This window comes from Cupriavidus sp. D384, assembly GCF_001652915.1.
Taxonomy (GTDB): Bacteria; Pseudomonadota; Gammaproteobacteria; order Burkholderiales; family Burkholderiaceae; genus Cupriavidus.
The window spans coordinates 1-20,869 of sequence record NZ_BBQI01000044.1; the positions used below are offsets into that span (position 1 = coordinate 1).

A 20,869-nucleotide genomic window follows, 5' to 3' on the forward strand; every position below is an offset into this window, starting at 1 on the left:
GCGGCACAGGCGGCCTCCAGTTCGACACCGGATCGGGCCGCGAGGGTGACCTCGGCACCGGCCTGCGCCAGTGCCCAACCCGCCGCGAGCCCCAGGCCGCGACCGCCACCGGTGACGAGTGCGCGCTTGCCGTCAAGGCGGAAGCCACCGAACACCGGCAGAGGCGTCACGGATGTCGCGGATGTCACGGCTGCAGCTCCGGCACCGGCTCGTACCACGGCACGTCCGGACGGTTGCCATAGCGGCGCACGCGGATATTGGCCTGCTCGCCATGGCCGGCAAAATTCTCCATGTGGCACAGGCGCGAGCAGTATTCGCCAATCTCCGCGCTGGCCGCGTCCGTGGTCACGCGCTGGAACGTGCAGGTCTTCAGGAACTTGCCGACCCACAGCCCGCCGGTGTAGCGCGCGGCCTTGTTGGTGGGCAGGGTGTGGTTGGTGCCGATGACCTTGTCGCCGTAGGCCACGTTGGTGCGCGGGCCCAGGAACAGCGCGCCGTAGTTGGTCATGTTGTTCAGGAACCAGTCGGGATCGCGGGTCATCACCTGCACGTGCTCCGAGGCGATTTCGTCGGCCTTCTGGAGCATCTCCTCGCGCGAATCGCAGACGATCACCTCGCCGAAATCGGCCCAGGCCTTCGCGGCGATCTGCGCCGTGGGCAGGATCTTGAGCTGCCGCTCGATCTCCGCCATCGTGGCGTGCGCCAGCGCTTCGCTATCCGTGAGCAACACGGCCGGCGAGGTCAGGCCGTGCTCGGCCTGGCCCAGCAGGTCGACCGCGCAGATTTCGCCGTCGACCGAGTCGTCGGCAATCACCAGCGTCTCGGTGGGGCCCGCGAACAGGTCGATGCCAACGCGGCCAAACAACTGGCGCTTGGCCTCGGCCACAAACATGTTGCCGGGGCCGACCAGCATGTCCACGGGCGCGATGCTGGATGTCCCCACCGCCATCGCCACCACGGCCTGCACACCGCCCAGCACCAGGATCTCGTCCGCGCCGGCCATGTGCATGGCGGCCACGATGGCGGGATGCGGCTCGCCGTGGAACGGCGGTGCCGTCGCCACCACGCGCTTGACCCCTGCCACCTTCGCCGTCAGCACGCTCATGTGCGCCGACGCCAGCAGCGGATACTTGCCCCCCGGAATGTAGCAGCCGACGGCGTTGATCGGCACGTGGCGGTGGCCAAGGAATACGCCGGGGCGGGTTTCCACTTCCACGTCCAGCATGGAGTCGCGCTGGATCTGGGCAAAGTTGCGCACCTGGGCCTGGGCAAACCGGATGTCTTCCAGCTCGCGTGCCGACAGGCTCTTCATTGCGCGTTCGATCGCGGCGTCCGACAGACGGAAGTCCTGCGGCTCCCAGTTGTCGAACTTCTTGCTGTATTCGCGTACGGCTGCATCGCCGCGCGTCTCGATGTCGCGGATGATGCCTTCAACGGTATTGCGGACGGCGGTGTCGTCGTTGGCGCGCGCCTGAACGTCGCGGCCACGCTTGAGGTAACGAATCATGGAGAGTTCCGGGTTGGGTTGTGCATACGTATGCAGGTTAGATTTCTTGCATTCGTATGCAAACTTGGTGTTTTCCCCAAGTAGCGCGTGGCCGAGGGCACGTTAGGGAAAGCACCGAGCCATCTTGCCTTGCGGGCACACGACCGGCTTCCTATGCTTGTCTCACGATTTGTCCGGACAAAAGAATAAATACGGACACGACGATTCCGGTCCAGCCGCAGAGCCGGACTTCTTTACGTCGCAGGAAAGAGGAGACAAAAACATGTTCGCCCCACAGAAACTCACGCTGATAGCCCTCGGCCTGACGGTGCTGGCCGTGCCAGCCCGGGCCGAATTCCCCGACAAGCCGGTACGGATCGTCGTGCCGTATTCGGCAGGCGGCGGCACCGACATCGTGGCCCGACGCCTGGCGGAGCGACTGACGCCACGGCTCAAGCAGCCGGTGGTGGTGGACAACCGCCCCGGCGCCAACGGCATTATCGGCACCGATTTCGTCGCCAAGTCGGCGCCGGACGGTCACACCTACGTGCTGGTGGTGAACACGCATCTGCTGAACCCCATCCTGTACAAGAAAATGCCGTACGACACGTTCACCGACCTGATCGGCGTAACGATGGTGTGCAAGTCGCCGCTGGTGTTTGTCACGCAGAGCACGTTCCCGGCCACGAACGCGGTGGAGTTCGCCAAACATGTCAAGGCGAAGCCGGACAAGTATTCCTACGGCAGCTCCGAGAACATGACGCGGCTGGTGGGCGAGATGTACAACAAGTATCAGCACCTGGACATGGTGAACGTGGCCTACAAGGGTGGCTCGCCGCTGATGACCGACGTGATTGGCGGCGTGACCACCGTTGGCGTCACCAGCGTGCTGACCGCGAAGCCGTTCATCACGTCCGGCAAACTGCGCCCACTGGCTGTGACCGGCGCGCAGCGCGCTTCCGCCCTGCCCAACGTACCGACCATGATCGAATCGGGCATGAAGGATTTCGAGGTGTACACGTCATACAGCCTCTATGCCCCGGCGAAGACACCCAGGGCGGCACTGGAGCGCATGCAGAAGGAAGTGCATGACATCGTGATGGCGCCGGACATGAAGGAAATCCTGGCCGAACAGGCCGCCACGCCGGTGGCCCAGTCGGTGGACGAATTCAACGTCCAGGTAAAGAAGGATTTCGAGTTCTGGCAACGCCTGGCCAAGGAAGTCAACCTGCAAGCGGAGTGAGACAAGCGCATATGAACACGAACACGAACACGAACGACATTCCCTCCAGCGATACGATCCGCCCGGTGCCGGGAGGCTGGACGCGCGCCGACATGGAACGCGACCAAGGCTGGATTCACGTGCTGGACGCCGATGAAGTCGCGGCGCTCGAGCACGCGCTGCGCCATGCGCTGGCCACCGGCAAGCCCATGTTCGACATGTCGATCGAGGATTTTCCGCTCGACGCGCGCGTGCGTCGCCGCCTGGTGGCCCTGATCGACGAAACGCAGGGCGGCTTCGGACTCAAGCTGTTGCGCGGCTTTCCGGTCGACCGTTGGGACACCGATGCGCTGCGCAAGCTGTTCTGGGGCATCGGCCTGCTGCTGGGCGTGGCACGCCCACAAGGCAAGCTGAGCCAGTTCGTGTCGGATGTGCGCGATGCAGGGGGCACCTATCGCTCCAACACGGGGCGCGGCTACAACACGCGCTCGGGCCTGGACTTCCACGCCGATGGCAGCGACATGGTAGGCCTGTTCTGCGTGCGCACGGCAAAGTCGGGGGGCTCCAGCCTGATCACCAGCTCGATCGCCGCGCACAACGAACTGGTGCGGCTGCGCCCCGACCTGGCCGCCGAGCTGTACAAGCCGCTGATCTTCAGCCGGCAGGGAGAACAGGCGCCCGAAGAGGCGCCGTGGTACGCCGCACCGATCTTCGGGGTGCGCGACGGGCATTTTGCCTGCCGCCACATCCGCAACCACATCAAGGGCGCGCAGGCCAGCTTTCCTGACGTGCCGCGCCTGTCACCGCAACAGACCGAGGCCCTCGACCTGTTCGACGCGCTGCTGGCGCGCGAGGATCTGCGCTACGACATGGACCTGCAGCCGGGCGATATCCAGTTGCTGAACAACCATATCGTGCTGCATTCTCGCACCGAGTACGAGGACCACCCCGAGCCGGAGCGCAAGCGGCATCTGTTCCGCCTGTGGCTGTCGCTGCCGCAGGCACAGCCGCTGCCACTGGGCTGGCTCGATGCCTACAAGGACGTGGACGCCGCGTGCGTGCGCGGCGGATTCCGCGGCATCGGCATCACGCCCGAGATCCGTGCCTTCGAAGCCCGCATGGCAAACGCCCACGGCATGAAACTCCGTATCTATCCCGTCAAGGAAGCCGCCTGATGACCGCCACACCTTCCCAGCCCGCCGCCCGCCCGTCGATGCGCGAACTGCTCGCGCGCAAGCGCCTGATCGCAGCACCCGGCGTGTTCGACATGATCTCCGTGCGCATCGCCACCCGCATGGGATTCGACTGCCTCTACATGACCGGCTACGGCACCGTTGCGTCGTACCTGGGCCTGCCCGACGCTGGGCTTGCCACCTACACCGACATGGTCAACCGCGTGGGTGCATTCTGCTCGGCGGCCACGGTGCCGATGATCTGCGACGGCGATACCGGCTACGGCGGCTTGCTCAATGTCGCACACACGGTGCGCGGCTACGAGCGCGCGGGTGCCAGCGTGATCCAGCTCGAAGACCAGGAATTCCCGAAGAAATGCGGCCATACACCGGGCCGGCGGGTGATTCCGGCCGACGACATGGTCAGGAAGATCCAGGTTGCCGTGGAAGCGCGCGAAAGCCGCGACTTCCTGATCCTGGCCCGTACCGACGCCCGCACCACGCTGGGGCTGGACGAAGCGCTGCGCCGTGCCGAAGCCTATGCGAAGGCGGGGGCGGACATCCTCTTCGTCGAATCACCCGAGTCGGAAAAGGAGCTGGAGATCATCGGCCGCACCTTCGACCTGCCGCTGCTGGTCAACGTGGTGGAAACCGGCCGCACCCCGGTACTGCCCGCCGACACGCTGGAACAAATGGGCTTTGCCATCGCCATCTATCCGGCGGTTGGTTTCCTGGCGATGGGCAAGGCGCTGGAGAACGTCTACGGCCATCTCCAGGCGAACCGCACATCGCTGGGCATTGGCGATCAGCTCTACGACTTCCTGCGCTTCAACACGTTGATGGACTTCGAATCGGTGTGGGCCTTCGACAAACGTCACGCTTCATGACCGCTGCCCTGCCCGCCGCTGGCCGGCCAGCGCTCATGCTAGCCAGCACGCTGGCCATCCAGATGCTGGCAACGGCTGCCACGCTGTCTTTCGCGGTGCTGGCGCCCGCGATCCCCGGCGTGACGCTGACCAGCGTCGGCTTGTTCCTGTCGCTGGTCTACGTGGGCGGCATGGCCGGCAGCCTGGCCGGCGCCGGAATGGTCGGGGCATGGGGGCCGGTACGCGCGTCGCAGCTTGGCCTGGTGGCCCAGGCGGCGGCACTCGGCATGCTGGCGACCGGCGTGCCGGAGTTGCGGCCGCTGGCCGCGCTTGCCAGCGGCCTGGGCTACGGCCCGATCACGCCCGCCAGTTCGCAGATCCTTGCGCGCACCACTTCGGCCGGGCGCATGGGTTTCGTGTTCTCGCTCAAGCAGACGGGTGTGCCGCTCGGGGGCCTGCTGGCCGGCGCCGTGCTGCCTCCGCTGGCCGCCCTTACGTCGTGGCAGGCCGCATTCGGCGCGCTCGCGGCAACAGCGCTCGCCATTGCCATGCTGAGCCAGCCGTTGCGGGCCACGCACGACGATGCCGCGTCCGGCGGCTTCGTGCTGGCGGCGAACCTGCGCCAGATGTTCGGCGATGTGCTGGGCGATCGCCGCCTGCGGTCGATGGCCGCGGTCTCGTTGCTGTTCTCGGCCTGCCAGCTCTCGGTGAGCGGCTATCTGATGACGTACCTGACCACCGAGATTGGCATCGGGCTGACGCAGGCCGGCCTGATCTATGCGGTTGCCCAGGGTGCAGGCATTGCCGGGCGCATCGCATGGGGTCATCTCGCAGACATGGCACGCGCGCCGCGTGGCGTGCTGATCCTGCTGGCGATACTGATGAGCGCGGGCACCGTGGCAACGGGCATGTTCACGGCCCAGTGGACGCTGGTGCCGCTCTGCCTGGTGGCCGCCCTGCTCGGCGCGACTGCGATCGGATGGAACGGGGTCTACCTGGGCGAAGTTGCGCGGCTTGCCCCGCCCGGGCGCGTGGCGTCGGTAACGGGCGGCGCGCTGTTCTGCACCTATTTCGGGGTGGTATCCGGCCCGGCCGCTTTCGGCTATTTCGCGCAGCGCGTGAACAGCCTCGGCCTGGCATACCTGGCGCTGGCGGGCGTGCCCGTGCTGGCGGCCGGATTACTGTTCTGGGGTGGCCGCGCAAGGCCAGCCGCCAGGACAACTGACTTTGACGGCTGACGGCGAGGGCACGGCAGCACGACAGCGCTTGCCCGTCACGACTCGTCCCGGCTATGCTCCGTTTCAATCCTTCACCTGACGCCAGCACTGCAATTCATGGAACAAGGCGGCACCCTCCCAGACGATTTTACCGACGCGACCACCAGTGTGCGCGGCGACGCCAGCCCCCGCTATCTCGCTCTCGCCCGCAGCCTGCATGCGGAAATCGAATCGGGCAAGTACCCGGTGGGCAGCAAACTCCCGACCGAGATGGAACTGTGCAAGCAGTTCGGGGCGAGCCGCCACACTGTGCGCGCCGCCATCGAGCGGCTGGTCAGGCTTGAACTGATCAAGCGTACGCCGCGCGTGGGCACGGTCGTGACGGCGGCCCGCGCCAAACAAGGCTACGAACTGGCGGTGGGCCAGGTGGGCGACCTGCTCCAGTACGCGGCGACCACACGCATGCATGTGCTGTCGCGCGACCTGCGCGAAGTGGGCGACGATGCCGACCCCGTGCTCCATCCGTATCAGGGTCAGCTCTGGCTTGTAATCCGGGGCGTGCGCACTGGCGAAGGGTCCGATACTCCGATCTGCTACAACGAGGTTTGGGTCCATCCTGACTACCGCGGTGTGCGCGGTGCCGAGCAGGACATCGAGGCCTCGGTGTTTCACCTGATCGAGCAACAGTTCAATGTTTCCGTCGCGCGAATCGAGCAAGTCATTCATGCGGCCGCGCTCCCGCCCGATATTGCCGGACTGCTCAGGATGCCGCCCGGCACTGCCGGGTTGTGGATCAACCGTCAGTATCGCGACGGCGGCGGCAACCTTATCGAGATGGCATGGTCGGTTCATCCGGCCGAGCGGTTTTCGTACCGGATGGTGCTGGACCGGACCTGGCGCAGCGCGCGACCGTCGCAAGCGGACACTTGATCCTGAACAGGTGATTTATGACTGGCACAGGTTGATCACCCCGTACCCCGCGCGTCGTGCGGATGTTCGTGACTCACGGCATTGAACGTGACGAGCGTAAGCAACGGACATTCAGCGGGCATTGATAGGGCTTTGCGTAGAAAAGCGGCTTTGGGTCGGTCGTTGCCCAAGCAGAACGGCTAATAGAGGGCGAACACTCAATTTGTATGACTGCGCGCCCTCCGCGCTTACGATCGCGGGTGGCTGGTCCAGTAGCTCTCGGCGACCGAACCAATTCCCGCGAATCGCCCTGCGTCAATCCAGCCATCTCTCCTTCGAGGCCAATGTGCTGTCAGCCGTGAGAATGATCCAACGCCTGGTTCCTGACATGCGCAAGCGCGGCTGGGGACGCGTGATCCAGATCGGTGGTGGACTCGCCAGCCAGCCAAACGCCGAACTGCCTGACTACAACGCCTCGCTGGCTGCGCGGCACAACCTCGCGGTGTCGCTTGCGCGCGACCTCAGAAACACAGGTGTAACGTCCAATGTCGTTGCCCCAGGCGCGATTCTGGTGCCCGCCGTCAAGGCGATACTTGAGAGCGTCGCGCAGCACCGCGATTGGGGAAACACATGGGAAGACATTGAGGACGCATGCGTCCGGGAGATGGTACCCAACGATGTCGGGCGCCTGGGACGGCCAGAAGAAATCGCGGCAGCCGTCGCGTATCTGTCCAGTTCCTACGCCGACTACGTCAGTGGAGCCACCATCCGAGTCGATGGCGGCACGATTCGGTCAGTGTCCTGATAACGGATAAATGAAAAGCCGGCCCGCCGCACACCTTGATTCAGTGTGCAGCGGGCCGGCTTTTCAATGCTTGCGGCGCGAAATGCGCCGCCCTTCTCTATATCAGCGTTTGCCGATCAGCCGTTCGCGTAGACCACCTTGGCCTTGCGCGCTTCCGCCTGCAGGCGGGTGAAAATGTTCTGGACGGCGGCGATTACGCGCTTCGCGTCGTTGGCAAAACCCAGGCTTTGGGTGCCCAGTTCGCGCTCGATCAGGTCGCGTTCGAGTTGATCAGTCAGCTTGATGTCGGATTGGGTGTTCATGACTTCCTTCCTTTAAGGGATTACCCTTATGGGGTTTTCCCGAATTGTAGCAGAAGGATTGCCGCATCGCAGCATTAGGTAATTCCGCGTATGCAGGAACGCAACAGACGTCGAATAAGGCACCCTACGAAGCGCCGAATAAGCGCCGAATCGGCCATTTCTGGCGCTGAAATCGGCTTATCTAGCACTTGTCTCAGGCTGCCCGCCGCTGTTGCGCCTTGTCGTATTCTTCGGCGCTCACCTGCTCCATCCATGCCACGGCCGTCCCGTCCATCGTTTCCGCGATGGCGATATGCGCCATGCTGATGGCGTCCGTCGCGCCATGCCAGTGCTTGGTGTGCGGGGGAATCCACACAAGATCTCCGGGGCGGATGGTCTGCGGCGGCTCGCCCCACTGCTGGACGATGCCGACACCCGCGACGACCATGAGGGTCTGACCAAGCGGATGGGTATGCCAGGCCGTCCGGGCGCCAGGCGCGAACGTGACCGTGGCGCCCCCCACCCGTGCCGGCCCTTCCGCCTGGAAGTGCGAGTCGATGCGGACGCTACCCGAGAAATAAGCTGCCGGCCCGTCGCTGGACGCTTGCTGGCATGGGCGTGTCACTTTAATCATGTCCTGGGGATGGGTTCGTTACACGGGCGCGAAGGCCCTGAAAGACTCGATTGCACGCACGCATCAGCCGGCGCGTTTGGCGAAGACGTCCTTGAATACAGGCATCGCGGAGAAAACGCTGGGCCATCCCGAGTAGAAGGCGAGCTGCGTCAGCAGCTCGGACGCTTCCGCCTGGGTCAGGCCGTTGTCCATCGCCCGGTTCAGGTGATATGGAATCTGCGCCACCTGCCCCGTCGCAACGAGCGCGGCGACCGTCACAAGACTGCGGTCGCGGGGCACCAGCGCCGGGCGCAGCCACAAGTCCCGGAACAGGACGTCGGTTGTGTACTGCACCACGCCCGGCGCCACCACCCCGAAGTTCTGCTGCACACCGGCAGCCCGCGCGGCTTCTGCGGCCTCATTCAGCGGCAGGCGATCGCCGCTCGCGGCCGGCAGCGCGTCGACGTCAATGCCACGTGCCACAAAGACCTGCCTTGCCGCCGGGATCGCCGCCAACGCATTGCCCAGACCGGTGTAGAACGCAAGGTGAAGGATGATCTCGGACAGTTCGGCCGGCTTCAAGCCATGATCCAGCGCCAGGGCAAATTGCGCGGGCATCTCCGCAGGCTGGTTGCGGGCGACCAGCACGGCCACCGTGACGACGCTGCGGTCGCGCGCACGCATCTGCGGGCGCTGCCACACTTCGCCCTGTAGCCGGCCCTGGATGAAGGCCGCCAGCGCCGGCGACACCGCCCCGACATCGGCGATCGAAACAGGTGCCGTCACTGCGCTGGCCCGCCCACCGCCTGCTGCGCCCTCGGTCTGCTGTGCCATGACCGCGTTGCCCGATGCGGCCAACGATGCCGCTGCTACTGCCAGAATGTGTTTCATTGCCTTGCTCCGGATTTTCCCACTTGCGGTACTGGTCTTGGCTGGCGGGCATTCGGCTCTCCCGATGAAAATGCTTGCGCCCGGCGCGCTCCGGACTGAACAATAGCGGAGGCATTCATGAAATGCCTTCATAGCTCCATACAGGACACGGATGGCACCCCGTCCGGCCTGCGCCGCCTCGCAGAAAGAAAACCTGCCCCATGCCCCGCCATAACCTGAACGACCTGCTGGCCCTGATTACCGTCGCCAGGGAGCGCAGTTTCACGCGCGCCGCTGCCCGGCTCGGCGTCACGCAATCGGCGCTCAGCCATACCATTCGCAGCCTGGAGGCCAAGCTCGGCGTCCGGCTGCTGACCCGCACCACGCGCAGCGTGTCGACGACCGACGCCGGGGAATGGCTGATCCAGTCGCTGGGTCCGAAGTTCGAGGAAATCGAGGCCGACCTCGCGGCGGTGGCCGATCTTGGCGACCGGCCGGCGGGCACGATCCGCATTACCGCCGTCGACCATCCGATCGACGCCATCATCTGGCCCCGGCTTGCCAAGGTGCTGCCGCAGTACCCCGATCTCAACGTCGAGTTGACCGTCGACTATGGCCTCACCAATATCGTGGGCGAGCGGTACGACATCGGCGTGCGCTTTGGCGACCAGATCGAGAAGGACATGATTGCGGTGCGCATCAGTCCCGATGTGAAGATGGCGATCGTCGGCGCGCCGGCGTACTTCAAGGGGCGCGACAAGCCCGCCACGCCGCGTGACCTGCTGGCCCACCGCTGCATCAACCTGAGGCTTTCCACAAGCGGCGGCCTCTACGCCTGGGAACTGGCGAAGGGTGCCAGGAAGGTGCAGGCGCGCGTACAGGGCCAGGTGGTGTGCAACAGCGTCAACCAGATGCTGAATGCCGCCCTGGACGGATTCGGACTGACGTTCCTGCCCTGGCCGATGCTCCAGTCCTACGTCGAGTCCGGACACCTGGTCCGGGTGATGGAAGACTGGTGCCCCACCTTCCCCGGCTATCACGCGTTCTACCCCAGCCGTCGCCAGTCCTCGCGCGCGCTCAAGATCGTGATCGACGCCATCCGGTACCGTCCGGATGGCGCCAACGGCTAGGCCTGCGCGAGCTGGTCGCGAATCGGCAGCGAACGGATCCGCTGGCCGGTGGCCGCAAAGATGGCATTGCACAATGCCGGCGCCACGGGCGGCACCGGCGGCTCGCCCACGCCGCCGGGCGGCACGTCGAAGTCGCCACCGACCAGCCACGTGTGGATGGCGCGCGGTGCCATCTGCGAGCGCAGGATCTCGAAGTCGTGGAAATTGCTCTGCTGCACCCGGCCTTCCTGGAACGAAATCTCGCCCAGCATCGCCAGTCCGATGCCCATCACGCACCCGCCCTCGACCTGCGAGCGGATGCGCTCCGGGTTGACCTGCGGGCCGCAATCGACTGCCATGTCCACGCGCGGAATGGTGATCTGGCCCTTGGCGTCCACGGCCACTTCGACCACCGTCGCCACATAGGTCACGAAGCTGTAGGCCATGGCGATACCCAGGCCGTGGCCCTTCGGCAGCTTGCGGCCCCAGCCAGCCCGGCGCGACGCTTCCTCGATCACGCGGCGCATGCGGCCCGTGTCCAGCGGATACACATCGGGCGATTCGCTGTAGTTCCACTTGTCGGATAGCGTCGCGGGATCGATCCTGCGCGCCGGCCCGATCAGCTCCAGCAGGTAGTCCCTGGGGTCGCGCCCGGCCTGGTGCGCCAGTTCGGCAACGAAACTCTGCACCGCAAACGCATGCGGGATGTTCGACACCGAGCGGAACCAGCCGATGCGGGTGTGCGCCGGCACGTCGGCCGACTCCAGCCGGATCGACGGAATCTGGTACGGAATGTTGATGGCCGTCATCGCCGCCTCGAAGTCGGCCTTGCCCTGCGCCCCCACCTTGAACGTGGAGCCGATGGTCGGCGCAGCCGACCTGTGCAGCCATGCCTGCGGCTTGCCGCTGGCATCCAGCGTCGACTCCAGCCGTTCGACCGACACCGTGTGGTAGTAGTCGTGCCGGATATCGTCGTCGCGCGTCCATTGCAGCTTGACCGGCGTGCCGCCCATCGCCTTCGATACCAGCGCAGCCTCGGAGATGAAGTCCGCCATCGACTTGCGGCCGAAGCCGCCACCCAGCAGCGTCAGGTGGACCGTCACGTCCCTGGGGTCGAGCCCGACGTGCTTTGCCACGCTTTCCAGCGCGCCCTGCGGCGCCTGCGAAGGGGCCCAGATCTCGCACTTGCCATCGACAAAGCGCGCGGTGGCAACCGGTGTTTCCATCGATGCATGCGCCAGATGCGGGACGTAGTACTCGGCCGACACCCTGCGTTGACCCTTTCCGGCTGCCAGCGCTGCAACGGCATCGCCGTCGTTGCGCAGCGCCTTGCCTGGCTGACGCGCCGCAGTCTCCAGCGCGCGACGGAACGCGGCCGAGTCGTAGCTGGCGTTCGCCCCGTCGTCCCATTCCAGCTTGAGCGCCGCCCGGCCCTGCATCGCCGCCCAGGTATTGCTGGCGACCACCGCCACGCCGCCCACCGGGTTGAACAGCGGGGGCCCGTCATAGCCCTTCAGTTCCACCACGCGCAATACGCCAGGCACCTTGAGCGCCTCGGCGCTATCGACCTTGCGCAACTTGCCGCCGTAGACCGGCGGCCGCGCGATGACCGCGTAGACCATGCCGGGCAACCGCACGTCGATGCCGTAGGTGGCCTTGCCCTGCGCAATATCGCGGCTGTCGGCCGGCACGATCTTGCCCTTGCCGATATAGCGGAACGCATCCGGCTGCTTGAGCCGGAGCTGATCGTGCGCCGGCACCGGCTGCCGCATGGCGGCTTCGGCCAGATCGCCATAGCCCAGCCGCCGACCGGATGGCGTATGGATGACTTCGTGATGGCGGGCCTGTACCTCGGTGACGGGCACCTTCCATTGCGCGGCGGCAGCCGCTTCCAGCATCTGGCGCGCCGACGCACCCACGCGGCGCATGGGCGCCAGGAAATGCCGCATGCTGCGCGAACCGTCCACGTTCTGGCTGCCATAGCGCGCCTCGTTGGCATCCGCCTGCACGATTTTCACGCGGCTCCAGTCGGCTTCCATTTCGTCGGCCACCACCATCGGCAGGCTGGTCCGCACCCCCGTGCCCATCTCGGCGCGATGCGCAACGATGGTGACGGTGCCATCGCGGGCCAGCGAGACAAAGACCAGCGGGTTGTCGACAACACCGCCCGGCATCGACAAGGCGCCATACTTCTTGCCCGCCTCGGCGGCATCGGCCTTGGCGATCAGGCCGCCGAACTGCACGGACAGCGCAAACGCCGCGCCCGCCTGCAGGAGCCGGCGGCGCGCCGGCTGTTCCAATGGCTGGATATCGGTACGTGTCATGCCCGGGCTCCGGTCTTGTTGCCCGAAAGCCGGGACGACGCCAGCCGGACGGCGGCGTTGATTCGCGTATAGGTGCCGCAGCGGCAAAGGTTGCCACTCATCGCGGCCACGATCTGCGCGTCAGTCGGCTTCGGATTGTCCTTGAGCAACGCCGTGGCCGTCATGATCTGGCCCGCCTGGCAATAGCCGCACTGCGCCACCCCCAGTTCGACCCAGGCGTCCTGCACCGCCTTGCCGACGCGGTCGGCATCCATCGATTCGATCGTGCGCACGGGCTTGTCGCCCAGCGCCGAGATCGGCGTCACGCAGGAACGCACCGCCTGGCCGTCGACATGAACGGTGCAGGCGCCGCACAGCGCCATGCCACAGCCGAACTTGGTGCCGGTAAAGCCCAGGGCGTCGCGCAGTGTCCAGAGCAATGGGGTGTCGGGGGACAGATCGACTTCATGGACCTGGCCGTTGATTTTCAGTGTTGTCATGGGGCGAAGGGCGTGACAGGGGATCGCGGGATGTTAGCGGACAAACGTGCCTGCGATTACGTGGCCTTGGCGCATGCGGTCATGAACCGTGCTCATCAATTGGTGGCGCCCGCCTCGTTCCTGCCCCACCCCGGTCCGTCGACCCATCTACCCGTCGACCCATACCTTGGTCTGATTGCAGCCCGACCAGCCGCCAGTTGTTGCACTGGGCCCGGCCTTCTAGCATCGGAGACCGTGGCGGCCATGCCTCTGGCCCGGCCGACGGCCACTCCTCCCTTGTCTCTTGCCTCCTGCGCCCTTGCATTGATGATCCCGATCCGACCAACGCCCTCGATTCGCAAGTCCTTCGTCCAGCTTGTTTCCGCTCTGGCCTTCGGCGCTGCCCTCGCTGTGGCAACGCTCCCTTCCATGGCCGTCGCGGCGGCGCCACAGGTGCAGACGCAGGGCCCCGGCTACTACCGCATCATGGTCGGCGATTTCGAGGTGACGGCGCTGCTCGACGGCACGCACGCCTTTCCGATCGATACCGTCGTCGAGGGCATGTCCGGCAAGGAGATCGAGGCAAACCTCGCGCGCGACTTCCTGACGCCGCCGGTGCAAGGCTCGATCAACGCATTCCTGATCAACACCGGCAGCAAGCTCGTGCTGATCGACGCCGGCGCCGGCGACCTCTATGGCGCGTGCTGCGGCCATCTGGCCGACAACATCCGTGCGGCGGGCTACCGGCCGGAGCAGGTCGACCAGATCCTGCTGACCCACATGCACAAGGACCATATCGGCGGTGTCAGCGCAAAAGGCACGATGCTGTTCCCGAACGCGGTGCTGCGCGCCAGCAAGGCCGAAGCCGACTATTGGCTGAACGCCGCCAACAAGGCGAAGGCGCCGCCGTTCCTGGGCTCCTTCTTCGATGCCGCCATCGCGGCCGCCGCGCCGTACCAGTCCGCCAACCGTTTCGAGCCGTTCGAGGGGGACGTGGAACTGGCGCCAGGCATCGTCTCCATGCAGACACCGGGCCATACGCCCGGGCATGTGTCGTACGTCGTCAGGAGCCAGGGCCAGATGCTGATCGTCTGGGGCGACCTTGTCCACGTCGCGGCGCTGCAGCTGCAGAAGCCCGACACCACAGTCAAGTACGACAGCAATGCCGCCAGCGCCCGCCACTCACGCAAGGACGTCTTCGGCGAAGTCGTCCGCGACCGCAGCGTGGTCGCCGCCGCGCACATCGCATTCCCGGGCCTGGGCCATCTGCGCAGGCAGGGCAACCGCTTCGAGTGGGTGCCGGTGAACTACGAAGCCGAACCGGGCAAACCCGGCGGACACTGAGGGACGTCGACGCGCCGCGCGATCTCAGCCCGCCGTGCCAGCCGCCTGAGCCGTGCCCGGCTCGCGTTCTGACAATGCCTCCAGCAGCGGGGCCGAGGGCACGAAGAACAGGCCGCCGGTCACCGCCTGGCTGAAGTCCAGCAACCTGTCGTAGTTGCCCGGCGGCTTGCCGACGATCATGTTCTCCAGCATCTGCTCGATCGGGGCCGGCGAACGGGCGTAGCCGATAAAGTACGTGCCGAATTCGCCCTTGCCAGGCTGGCCGAACGGCATGTTGTCGCGCAGGATCTTGACCTCCTCGCCGTCCTGCTCAAGCGTCGTCAACGTGCTGTGCGAGCAGCTGGGCTTGACCGCGTCGTCAAGCTCGATATCGTCGAGCTTGGTCCGGCCGATGATGCGCTCCTGGGCCTCCACCGTCAGATCGTTCCAGGCATCCATGTTGTGCAGGTACTTCTGCACCAGCACATAGCTGCCGCCCGCGAACGTCGGGTCCTCGTCGCCGATGATCGTGAAGCGGACCTTGTCGTCGCCTTCGGGGTTCTCGGTGCCATCGACAAACCCCACCATGCTGCGCATGTCGAAGTAGCGGAAGCCCTGCACTTCGTCCACCACCGATACCGCGCCACCCAAGCGCCGCATCAGTTGCGTGGCAAGCTCGAAGCACAGGTCCATCTGGTCGGCACGGATATGCAGGAGCAGGTCACCCGGCGTCGCCATGGCGCGGCGGTTGCCCGCCTCGAATTCGCGAAACGGATGCAGCGATGCAGGGCGTGGGTTGCTGCCGAACAGCCGGTCCCAGGCTTCGGATGCAAAGCCGCAGACGCATGACAGGTTGCCCGCCGGCACGCGCTTGCCCACCGACCGCACCAGCGCGGCGATGTCGCCGCACAGCGACCTGACTGTGGCGGCGTGCTCGTCACCGTCGGAAAGCGTGGCGACGATAAAGATCGCACTGCGCGTGATGGGGCTGTATACAGCCTGCGGAATGGGGGTGTTATCCATGTTCTTCCAGTCGCTTGACGGTGGTTGAGGCCGATGGTCGAGGCAAATCGGGACCTCGGCCTCCGGATGATAGGCGGCCCCCGTCCGGCGCACAACATCGCCGCCACGGCAGGTCGGCGGCCACCCCCGATGGCGCGCCGACCGCGACGATCATTCCGGCACCACCCCCGCAGCCTGGATGATCTTGCCCCACTTCGAGACTTCCGCGCGCTGGAACGCCGTGAAAGCCGCCGACGTCTTGCCTTCCGGCTCCACACCAAGCGTGCGCAGGCGCTGCTGCACGGCGGGCGTGGCCACCACGGCCGCAATCTCGCTCGCAAGGCGGTCGACGATCGGCTTCGGCGTGCCTGCCGGCGCGAAGATGCCTTGCCAGGACTGCATCTCGAAGCCCTTCAGGCCCAGGTCGGCCAGCGGCTGCACGCCGGGCAGGCCCGGCAGCGCATGCGTGGATGTCACGCCGATGGCGCGCACGCGCTTGCCGTCGAGCATCGGCTTGGCCGCGGCCACGGTCTCGAACACCAGGTCGATCTGGCCGCCGATCAGGTCGGTCATCGCCGCTGCGCCGCCCTTGTACGAGATCTGCTGCAACTTCGTGCCGGTGATGCTCTGGAACAGCTGGCCCGACAACTGCTGCGAACTGCCGGGGCCGGCCGTGCCAAACGTCAGCGAACCCGGCTTGGCCTTCAGCGCGGCGACGATCTGGTCCACCGACTTGTACTGGCTGTCATTCGCCACCACCAGCACGTTGCTGACCGTGCCCACCAGGTTCACGGCCACGAAATCCTTGACCGGGTCATAGCCGAGCTTCTTGTAGAAGAACGGATTGACCGCGTGCGTGGTGATCGTGCCGCCCATGATCGTATAGCCATCGGGTTCGGCGCGCGCCACGAACTGTGTACCGAGAATGCCCGACACGCCCGGCTTGTTGTCGATAACCACCGGCTGCCCCAGCCGCTGCGACAGGCCTTCGGCCACGATGCGGGCGGTGGCATCCGACACGCCGCCCGGCGAAAACGGCACCACGTACTTGATCGGCTTGGTCGGCCAGGCGTCGGCCCTCACCCCGGGTGCGGCCATGGTCAGCGACAGCCCGGCAAGCGCCATGGCGGCGCATAACGTGCGGCGGTATGCGGATTTCATGCTTCGTCTCCAATTTCTTTTCGTGGGGGCTGCAAGCGCGGCCCCTTCCATACAGCGCCTTCAGTACAGCGGCCGTCCGCCGTCGACAGGAAGAACCTTCCAGAGCTTCCGGAGCCGGAAAATCAGCCCGGCTGCCGGGACGCTAGTAGCGCAATCCCGGCGCCGTATCGTCTTGCCCGCCCTGCGCCGCCTGACGGAACGCCTGCGTAATCACGCTGGTCGCCACCGTGGCAAAGTAGCGCGCCCCGAACTCGCCATAACGCCGCTCGTCGTCGGCGTTCAGGGCAATGATCCCCGCGCATTTGCCCTGGGCCTGGATCGCACGCAGCGTCTGCTCGATGGCGGCGGCCACGGCGGGGGCCTTCCAGTCGTTGCCATGGCCCATCGCATGCGCCAGGTCGTTGGGGCCGACGAACACGGCGTCGATGCCGTCCACGGCGGCAATGGCCGCTGCGTTGGCAACGCCCTCGGGCGTTTCGATCATGGCGATCAACCCCACACCCTCGTTGCTGCGGGTCGTATGCGCGGCACCCGGAAACGCGCCGTAGCCGGCCGCACGGCCGCTGAAGGCACTGCCGCGCCGGCCGATGGCGGGATACCGCACGCGCTGCACAAGATCGCGGGCATCCTCGACCGTTTCGATCATCGGCACCTGGACCCCGCTGGCGCCCATGTCCAGCACCCGGGGGATGTCTTCCAGGAAGCACCGCACCACGGGGATGATGCCGCTGGCCCGGGCGGCGCGCAGCATGTGCTCGGTGGTTTCGAAATCGGCGGCGCCATGCTCGTTGTCGATGATGACGAACGTGAAGCCCGCATAGGCACACATCTCCACGATGGCCGGGCTGGGCAAGGCGGTAAAGATGCCGCGCAAGGGCTTGCCACTGCGTAGCAGCGCCGGCAGGCGGTCGTCGATCGGGTGCTGGATGGTCATGTCTCGCGTCTCTGTTTTTCGTGCCGCAACGCGTTGGGGGTGGTTGCGGTGAAGACATTCTGCGTGGGCGCGAGTTATATTTCCAATATTACTTGTGTATCTGACCTATACAGGCTCTGTATATGTATAACCCGCTTGAACTGCGTGTCCTGACCTCGTTCCTGGTACTGGCCGACGAACTGAATTTCACGCGCGCCGCGCGTCGGCTGAACATGACGCAGCCGCCACTCAGCTTGCAGATCAAGCAACTGGAGGCCCAGATCGGGGCACAGCTGTTCGAGCGAACCAAGCGGAGCGTGCGACTGACGCCGGCCGGGCAGGTCTTGCGCGCGGAGGCCGAGAAGCTGTTCGACATCGAGCATCGCGCGCGGCAGATGGTGGCGCAGGCCGATCGTGGCGAGGACGTCGGCCATCTCGGCATCGGCCTGACCGCAATCTCCGCCGTCGAACTCGTGCCCGACATCCTGCGGCATTTTTCCGCGCGCGCGCCCGGCGTCCTCTACTCGCTGCGCGAAATCAGCTCCGAGGCGATGCTCCAGGCGCTGCTGCGCAACGAGCTGGACGTAGCCATCCTGCGGCCGCCTGTGACAGACCCACGCCTGCAGGCACGGCGCCTGATGTCGGAACCCTATGTGCTGGCCGTGCCCGTGGATCATCCGCTGGCTACCAGGCCGAAGATCCATGCGCGCGACCTGGACGGCCAGAGCCTTGCCACGCTGGAGCGGCGTTTCGGCCAATATGCGCACGATCTGATGATGACCTGGCTGGCCGAGCACAATGTGGTGCCGTCACGCATGCACGACGCGGCGCGCCATCACGCCATGATGTCGATGGTGGCCGCAGGCATTGCCGTGTCGCTGGTACCCGCATCGGCTGCCGCGCAACCGATCAACGGCGTGGTCTACCGACGGCTGTCCGATCGCGATGTGCCGGCGCTGGAGTTGTGGGTGGCATTCCACAAGGAAATCGGCAATCCGATGACGCTGCCTTTCGTGGCGCAGGCCGTGGAGAGCGCGGCCGGCTACAAGGTGCCGGACAAATGCTTCTTCCGCCCCGGCTAGCCGCCATCCGGCCACGCAGCGCCCCGAAACCCTGTACGCTGTCCGCACTCCGGCGCACCCCCATTTACCGGCCCATCACCACAAAAGGACGCCCACCATGCCGCGCAGACGACAGTTCCTTGGCTATCTTCCGCTTGCCCTGACCACCAGCATGGTCGTCACCGCGGCCCTCGGCAGCCGTCAGGCCCGTGCCGCCAGCATGCTCGGCGAGCAGGACCCGGCAGCGGTGAAGCTGGGCTACAAGGCCGATACCGCGAAGGTCGATGCCCAGAAATTCCCGGCCCACAAGCCATCGCAGACCTGCGCCAACTGCCAGCTCTATCAGGGCGACAAGGGCAGTGCATCGGGCGGATGCGTGCTGTTCGGCGACAAGGAGGTTGCGGCCAAAGGTTGGTGCAGCGCCTGGGAGCAGGGCTGATTCCCGCTCGATCCGTCAGTCCGGCCGCTTGTATCAAAGCCCCAGGCAAACCGCGCCGGCCGTCACCACCAGGCAGGCCAGCCAGCGCGACCGGCTGACCGTTTCGCCAAGGAACACCCTGCCGATCAGCACCGCGAACACCACGCTGGTCTCGCGCAACGCGGACACTGCGCCCATCGCCCCGGACTGCAGCACCCAGATCACGATGCCATACGCGGCCAGCGACACCAGGCCGCCCACCAGCGACACGCCAACGGCCACCGGCTCGGCGCGAACCGGCGCCCAGAGCGCCTCCGCGCCACGCATCGCCACGAACAGCAGCGGCATCAGCCAGTAGAACAGGAACATCCACGCCGCGTACGCAACCGCCTGCCCGTCGGACAGCCTCACGCCAATGCCGTCGATCACGGTATAGAGCGCAATCGTCGCGCCAGTCGCCAGCGCGGAGAACGCACCCGCGCGTGACACATGGCGTCCCTGCAGCGCAATGGCAATGATGCCTCCCGAAATCATCACAACGCCCAGCACATGAAGCGGGCTGATCGCTTCCTGCGCGAACAGTGCCGCGCCGAGCGTGACCAGCAGCGGCGACGAACCGCGCGCAACCGGGTAGGCCACCGCCAGGTCGTTGCGGCGATATGACCGTACCAGGCTCATGTTGTAGAAGATATGCACAAGCCCCGACGCGACGATGTACGGCCATGCGGCGCGGGCCGGCAACGGGCTGGACATCACGATGAGCGTGGCAACCGCCGCAATGGCGATGCTCATCCACGTCATGGACAGGAAACGATCGCGATTGCCGTGCAGCATCGCGTTCCAGCTCGCATGGAGCAAGGCCGCCAGGAGCACGACGCCGCCGGTAAGACTGAACATAGGGATGCAGGGCTGAAAGTGAGCGGGAGACAACGCCAACAAGACTGACAGGCAGGATATCTATCTTGTAACGGCCCGACAATCGAGATAAATTGCCCCGTCGCGTTAGAAAATCTCTCACCAATGAAACGGGTATTGCCTCCGCTGAACGCCTTGCGGGCCTTCGAGGCCGCCGGCCGGCTCGGCAGCTTCAAGGACGCCGCCGCAGAGTTGCATGTGACGCACGGCGCGGTCAGCCAGCAGATTCGGCTGCTGGAGGAATGGCTGGGCGCGCCGCTGTTCGACCGGCACAACCGGCGCGTGGCGCTGACACCGGCCGCGCGGGCCTATCTGGACAAAGTGGGCCCCTTGTTCGAACAGCTTTCGCAGGCCACCGCGCAATACGGCGTGCCGGAGGCCGTCGCCCGGACCCTGTCCGTGAACGCGTCCGCCACGTTCACCCTGCGCTGGCTGGTACCCCGGCTGGCGGCCTTCCGCGCCGGGCATCCCGATGTGGAGGTCAGGGTCGAGACGTCGAACGCGCCGCTGGAAAGCCTGCGGGAAGGCTATGACGTCATCATCCGGGGCGGCCCGGACACGTTCTACGGCTACGCGACGCGGTCTTTCCTGGTCGAGGAACGGGTGCCGGTCTGCAGTCCGGCACTGTTGGCGCGCGTGCCGCTCCGGTCGGCGGCCGACCTGCGCCAGCACACGCTGCTGCATACCTCCAGCCTGCCCCGCCTGTGGCCCGACTGGCTCCCCCGCGCCCAGATGCCGGCGCCG

At 65.9% G+C, this 20,869-nt stretch carries 20 protein-coding genes and 2 pseudogenes; 11 read left to right on the forward strand and 11 right to left on the reverse strand.

What is annotated here, in order from left to right; all coding sequences use genetic code 11:
* Positions 1 to 188, reverse strand: a pseudogene (locus A9J21_RS32300) (D-threitol dehydrogenase); the annotation flags it as partial.
* On the reverse strand, positions 185 to 1,507 hold the full coding sequence (hisD, locus tag A9J21_RS12860) for a histidinol dehydrogenase (RefSeq protein ID WP_066736151.1): 1,323 nt from the start codon (positions 1,505 to 1,507) through the stop codon (positions 185 to 187). The pseudogene A9J21_RS32300 and the gene hisD, both read right to left, overlap by 4 nt.
* Before the next feature lie 262 nt (positions 1,508 to 1,769).
* Here hisD and A9J21_RS12865 point away from each other — a divergent pair, with 262 nt between their 5' ends.
* The 6 genes from A9J21_RS12865 (at position 1,770) to A9J21_RS12890 (ending at position 7,677) form a co-directional block, all read left to right on the forward strand.
* The gene (locus tag A9J21_RS12865; RefSeq protein ID WP_066736153.1) at positions 1,770 to 2,729 is read left to right on the forward strand and encodes a tripartite tricarboxylate transporter substrate binding protein; all 960 of its coding nucleotides are present in this window, start codon (positions 1,770 to 1,772) and stop codon (positions 2,727 to 2,729) included.
* Positions 2,730 to 2,740: 11 nt separating this feature from the next.
* The gene (locus tag A9J21_RS12870; protein ID WP_066736154.1) at positions 2,741 to 3,883 is read left to right on the forward strand and encodes a TauD/TfdA family dioxygenase; all 1,143 of its coding nucleotides are present in this window, start codon (positions 2,741 to 2,743) and stop codon (positions 3,881 to 3,883) included.
* Between the two features lie 38 nt (positions 3,884 to 3,921).
* Positions 3,922 to 4,767 (forward strand): oxaloacetate decarboxylase, encoded by an 846-nt coding sequence (locus A9J21_RS12875; RefSeq protein ID WP_404851372.1) that lies wholly within the window; start codon positions 3,922 to 3,924, stop codon positions 4,765 to 4,767.
* On the forward strand, positions 4,764 to 5,984 hold the full coding sequence (locus A9J21_RS12880; RefSeq protein WP_066736157.1) for an MFS transporter: 1,221 nt from the start codon (positions 4,764 to 4,766) through the stop codon (positions 5,982 to 5,984). Before A9J21_RS12875 ends, A9J21_RS12880 begins: the two co-directional genes overlap by 4 nt.
* 96 nt (positions 5,985 to 6,080) lie before the next feature.
* The gene (locus A9J21_RS12885; protein ID WP_066736158.1) at positions 6,081 to 6,893 is read left to right on the forward strand and encodes a GntR family transcriptional regulator; all 813 of its coding nucleotides are present in this window, start codon (positions 6,081 to 6,083) and stop codon (positions 6,891 to 6,893) included.
* Positions 6,894 to 7,095: 202 nt separating this feature from the next.
* Positions 7,096 to 7,677 (forward strand): SDR family NAD(P)-dependent oxidoreductase, encoded by a 582-nt coding sequence (locus A9J21_RS12890; RefSeq protein ID WP_255366019.1) that lies wholly within the window; start codon positions 7,096 to 7,098, stop codon positions 7,675 to 7,677.
* 116 nt (positions 7,678 to 7,793) lie between these two features.
* Here the strand turns inward: A9J21_RS12890 and A9J21_RS12895 are convergent, their stop codons facing one another.
* The 3 genes from A9J21_RS12895 to A9J21_RS12905 all read right to left on the reverse strand — a co-directional run bounded on the left by A9J21_RS12895 (position 7,794) and on the right by A9J21_RS12905 (position 9,462).
* Positions 7,794 to 7,979: a hypothetical protein gene (locus A9J21_RS12895; protein ID WP_066736159.1), complete on the reverse strand. Its 186-nt coding sequence runs from the start codon at positions 7,977 to 7,979 to the stop codon at positions 7,794 to 7,796.
* Between the two features lie 193 nt (positions 7,980 to 8,172).
* Complete coding sequence (locus tag A9J21_RS12900) at positions 8,173 to 8,592, reverse strand: cupin domain-containing protein (RefSeq protein ID WP_066736160.1); 420 nt, start codon at positions 8,590 to 8,592, stop codon at positions 8,173 to 8,175.
* Positions 8,593 to 8,655: 63 nt separating this feature from the next.
* Positions 8,656 to 9,462: a carboxymuconolactone decarboxylase family protein gene (locus A9J21_RS12905; protein WP_066736164.1), complete on the reverse strand. Its 807-nt coding sequence runs from the start codon at positions 9,460 to 9,462 to the stop codon at positions 8,656 to 8,658.
* A 200-nt stretch (positions 9,463 to 9,662) separates the two neighbouring features.
* Here A9J21_RS12905 and A9J21_RS12910 point away from each other — a divergent pair, with 200 nt between their 5' ends.
* Complete coding sequence (locus tag A9J21_RS12910; RefSeq protein WP_066736165.1) at positions 9,663 to 10,571, forward strand: LysR family transcriptional regulator; 909 nt, start codon at positions 9,663 to 9,665, stop codon at positions 10,569 to 10,571.
* On the opposite strand, the gene A9J21_RS12915 is transcribed toward A9J21_RS12910, so the two are convergent.
* Positions 10,568 to 12,874 (reverse strand): molybdopterin cofactor-binding domain-containing protein, encoded by a 2,307-nt coding sequence (locus tag A9J21_RS12915; RefSeq protein WP_066736167.1) that lies wholly within the window; start codon positions 12,872 to 12,874, stop codon positions 10,568 to 10,570. The genes A9J21_RS12910 and A9J21_RS12915 overlap by 4 nt on opposite strands.
* Positions 12,871 to 13,353, reverse strand: coding sequence for a (2Fe-2S)-binding protein (locus A9J21_RS12920; protein WP_066736169.1), 483 nt, complete (start codon positions 13,351 to 13,353; stop codon positions 12,871 to 12,873). Before A9J21_RS12920 ends, A9J21_RS12915 begins: the two co-directional genes overlap by 4 nt.
* Before the next feature lie 408 nt (positions 13,354 to 13,761).
* On the opposite strand from A9J21_RS12920, the gene A9J21_RS12925 reads away from it, so the two are divergent.
* Entirely contained in the window at positions 13,762 to 14,676 is a 915-nt protein-coding gene (locus tag A9J21_RS12925) for an MBL fold metallo-hydrolase (protein WP_231906907.1), read from the forward strand.
* Positions 14,677 to 14,709: 33 nt separating this feature from the next.
* Here A9J21_RS12925 and A9J21_RS12930 read toward each other — a convergent pair.
* From A9J21_RS12930 to A9J21_RS12940, 3 genes and pseudogenes are all read right to left on the reverse strand, one after another.
* A pseudogene (locus A9J21_RS12930) lies at positions 14,710 to 15,678 on the reverse strand (Dyp-type peroxidase); the annotation flags it as partial.
* Between the two features lie 150 nt (positions 15,679 to 15,828).
* On the reverse strand, positions 15,829 to 16,818 hold the full coding sequence (locus tag A9J21_RS12935; protein ID WP_066736175.1) for a tripartite tricarboxylate transporter substrate binding protein: 990 nt from the start codon (positions 16,816 to 16,818) through the stop codon (positions 15,829 to 15,831).
* Positions 16,819 to 16,960: 142 nt separating this feature from the next.
* Complete coding sequence (locus A9J21_RS12940) at positions 16,961 to 17,752, reverse strand: HpcH/HpaI aldolase/citrate lyase family protein (RefSeq protein ID WP_066736177.1); 792 nt, start codon at positions 17,750 to 17,752, stop codon at positions 16,961 to 16,963.
* A 122-nt stretch (positions 17,753 to 17,874) separates the two neighbouring features.
* Here A9J21_RS12940 and A9J21_RS12945 point away from each other — a divergent pair, with 122 nt between their 5' ends.
* Together A9J21_RS12945 and A9J21_RS12950 are read left to right on the forward strand one after the other, a co-directional pair.
* The gene (locus A9J21_RS12945; RefSeq protein WP_066736182.1) at positions 17,875 to 18,813 is read left to right on the forward strand and encodes a LysR substrate-binding domain-containing protein; all 939 of its coding nucleotides are present in this window, start codon (positions 17,875 to 17,877) and stop codon (positions 18,811 to 18,813) included.
* A 97-nt stretch (positions 18,814 to 18,910) separates the two neighbouring features.
* Positions 18,911 to 19,231, forward strand: coding sequence for a high-potential iron-sulfur protein (locus A9J21_RS12950; RefSeq protein WP_066736183.1), 321 nt, complete (start codon positions 18,911 to 18,913; stop codon positions 19,229 to 19,231).
* A gap of 33 nt (positions 19,232 to 19,264) precedes the next feature.
* Here the strand turns inward: A9J21_RS12950 and A9J21_RS12955 are convergent, their stop codons facing one another.
* Positions 19,265 to 20,107, reverse strand: coding sequence for a DMT family transporter (locus A9J21_RS12955; protein ID WP_066736184.1), 843 nt, complete (start codon positions 20,105 to 20,107; stop codon positions 19,265 to 19,267).
* A gap of 123 nt (positions 20,108 to 20,230) precedes the next feature.
* Here A9J21_RS12955 and A9J21_RS12960 point away from each other — a divergent pair.
* The coding region (locus A9J21_RS12960) for a LysR substrate-binding domain-containing protein (protein ID WP_066736185.1) at positions 20,231 to 20,869 on the forward strand (639 nt) is incomplete at its 3' end.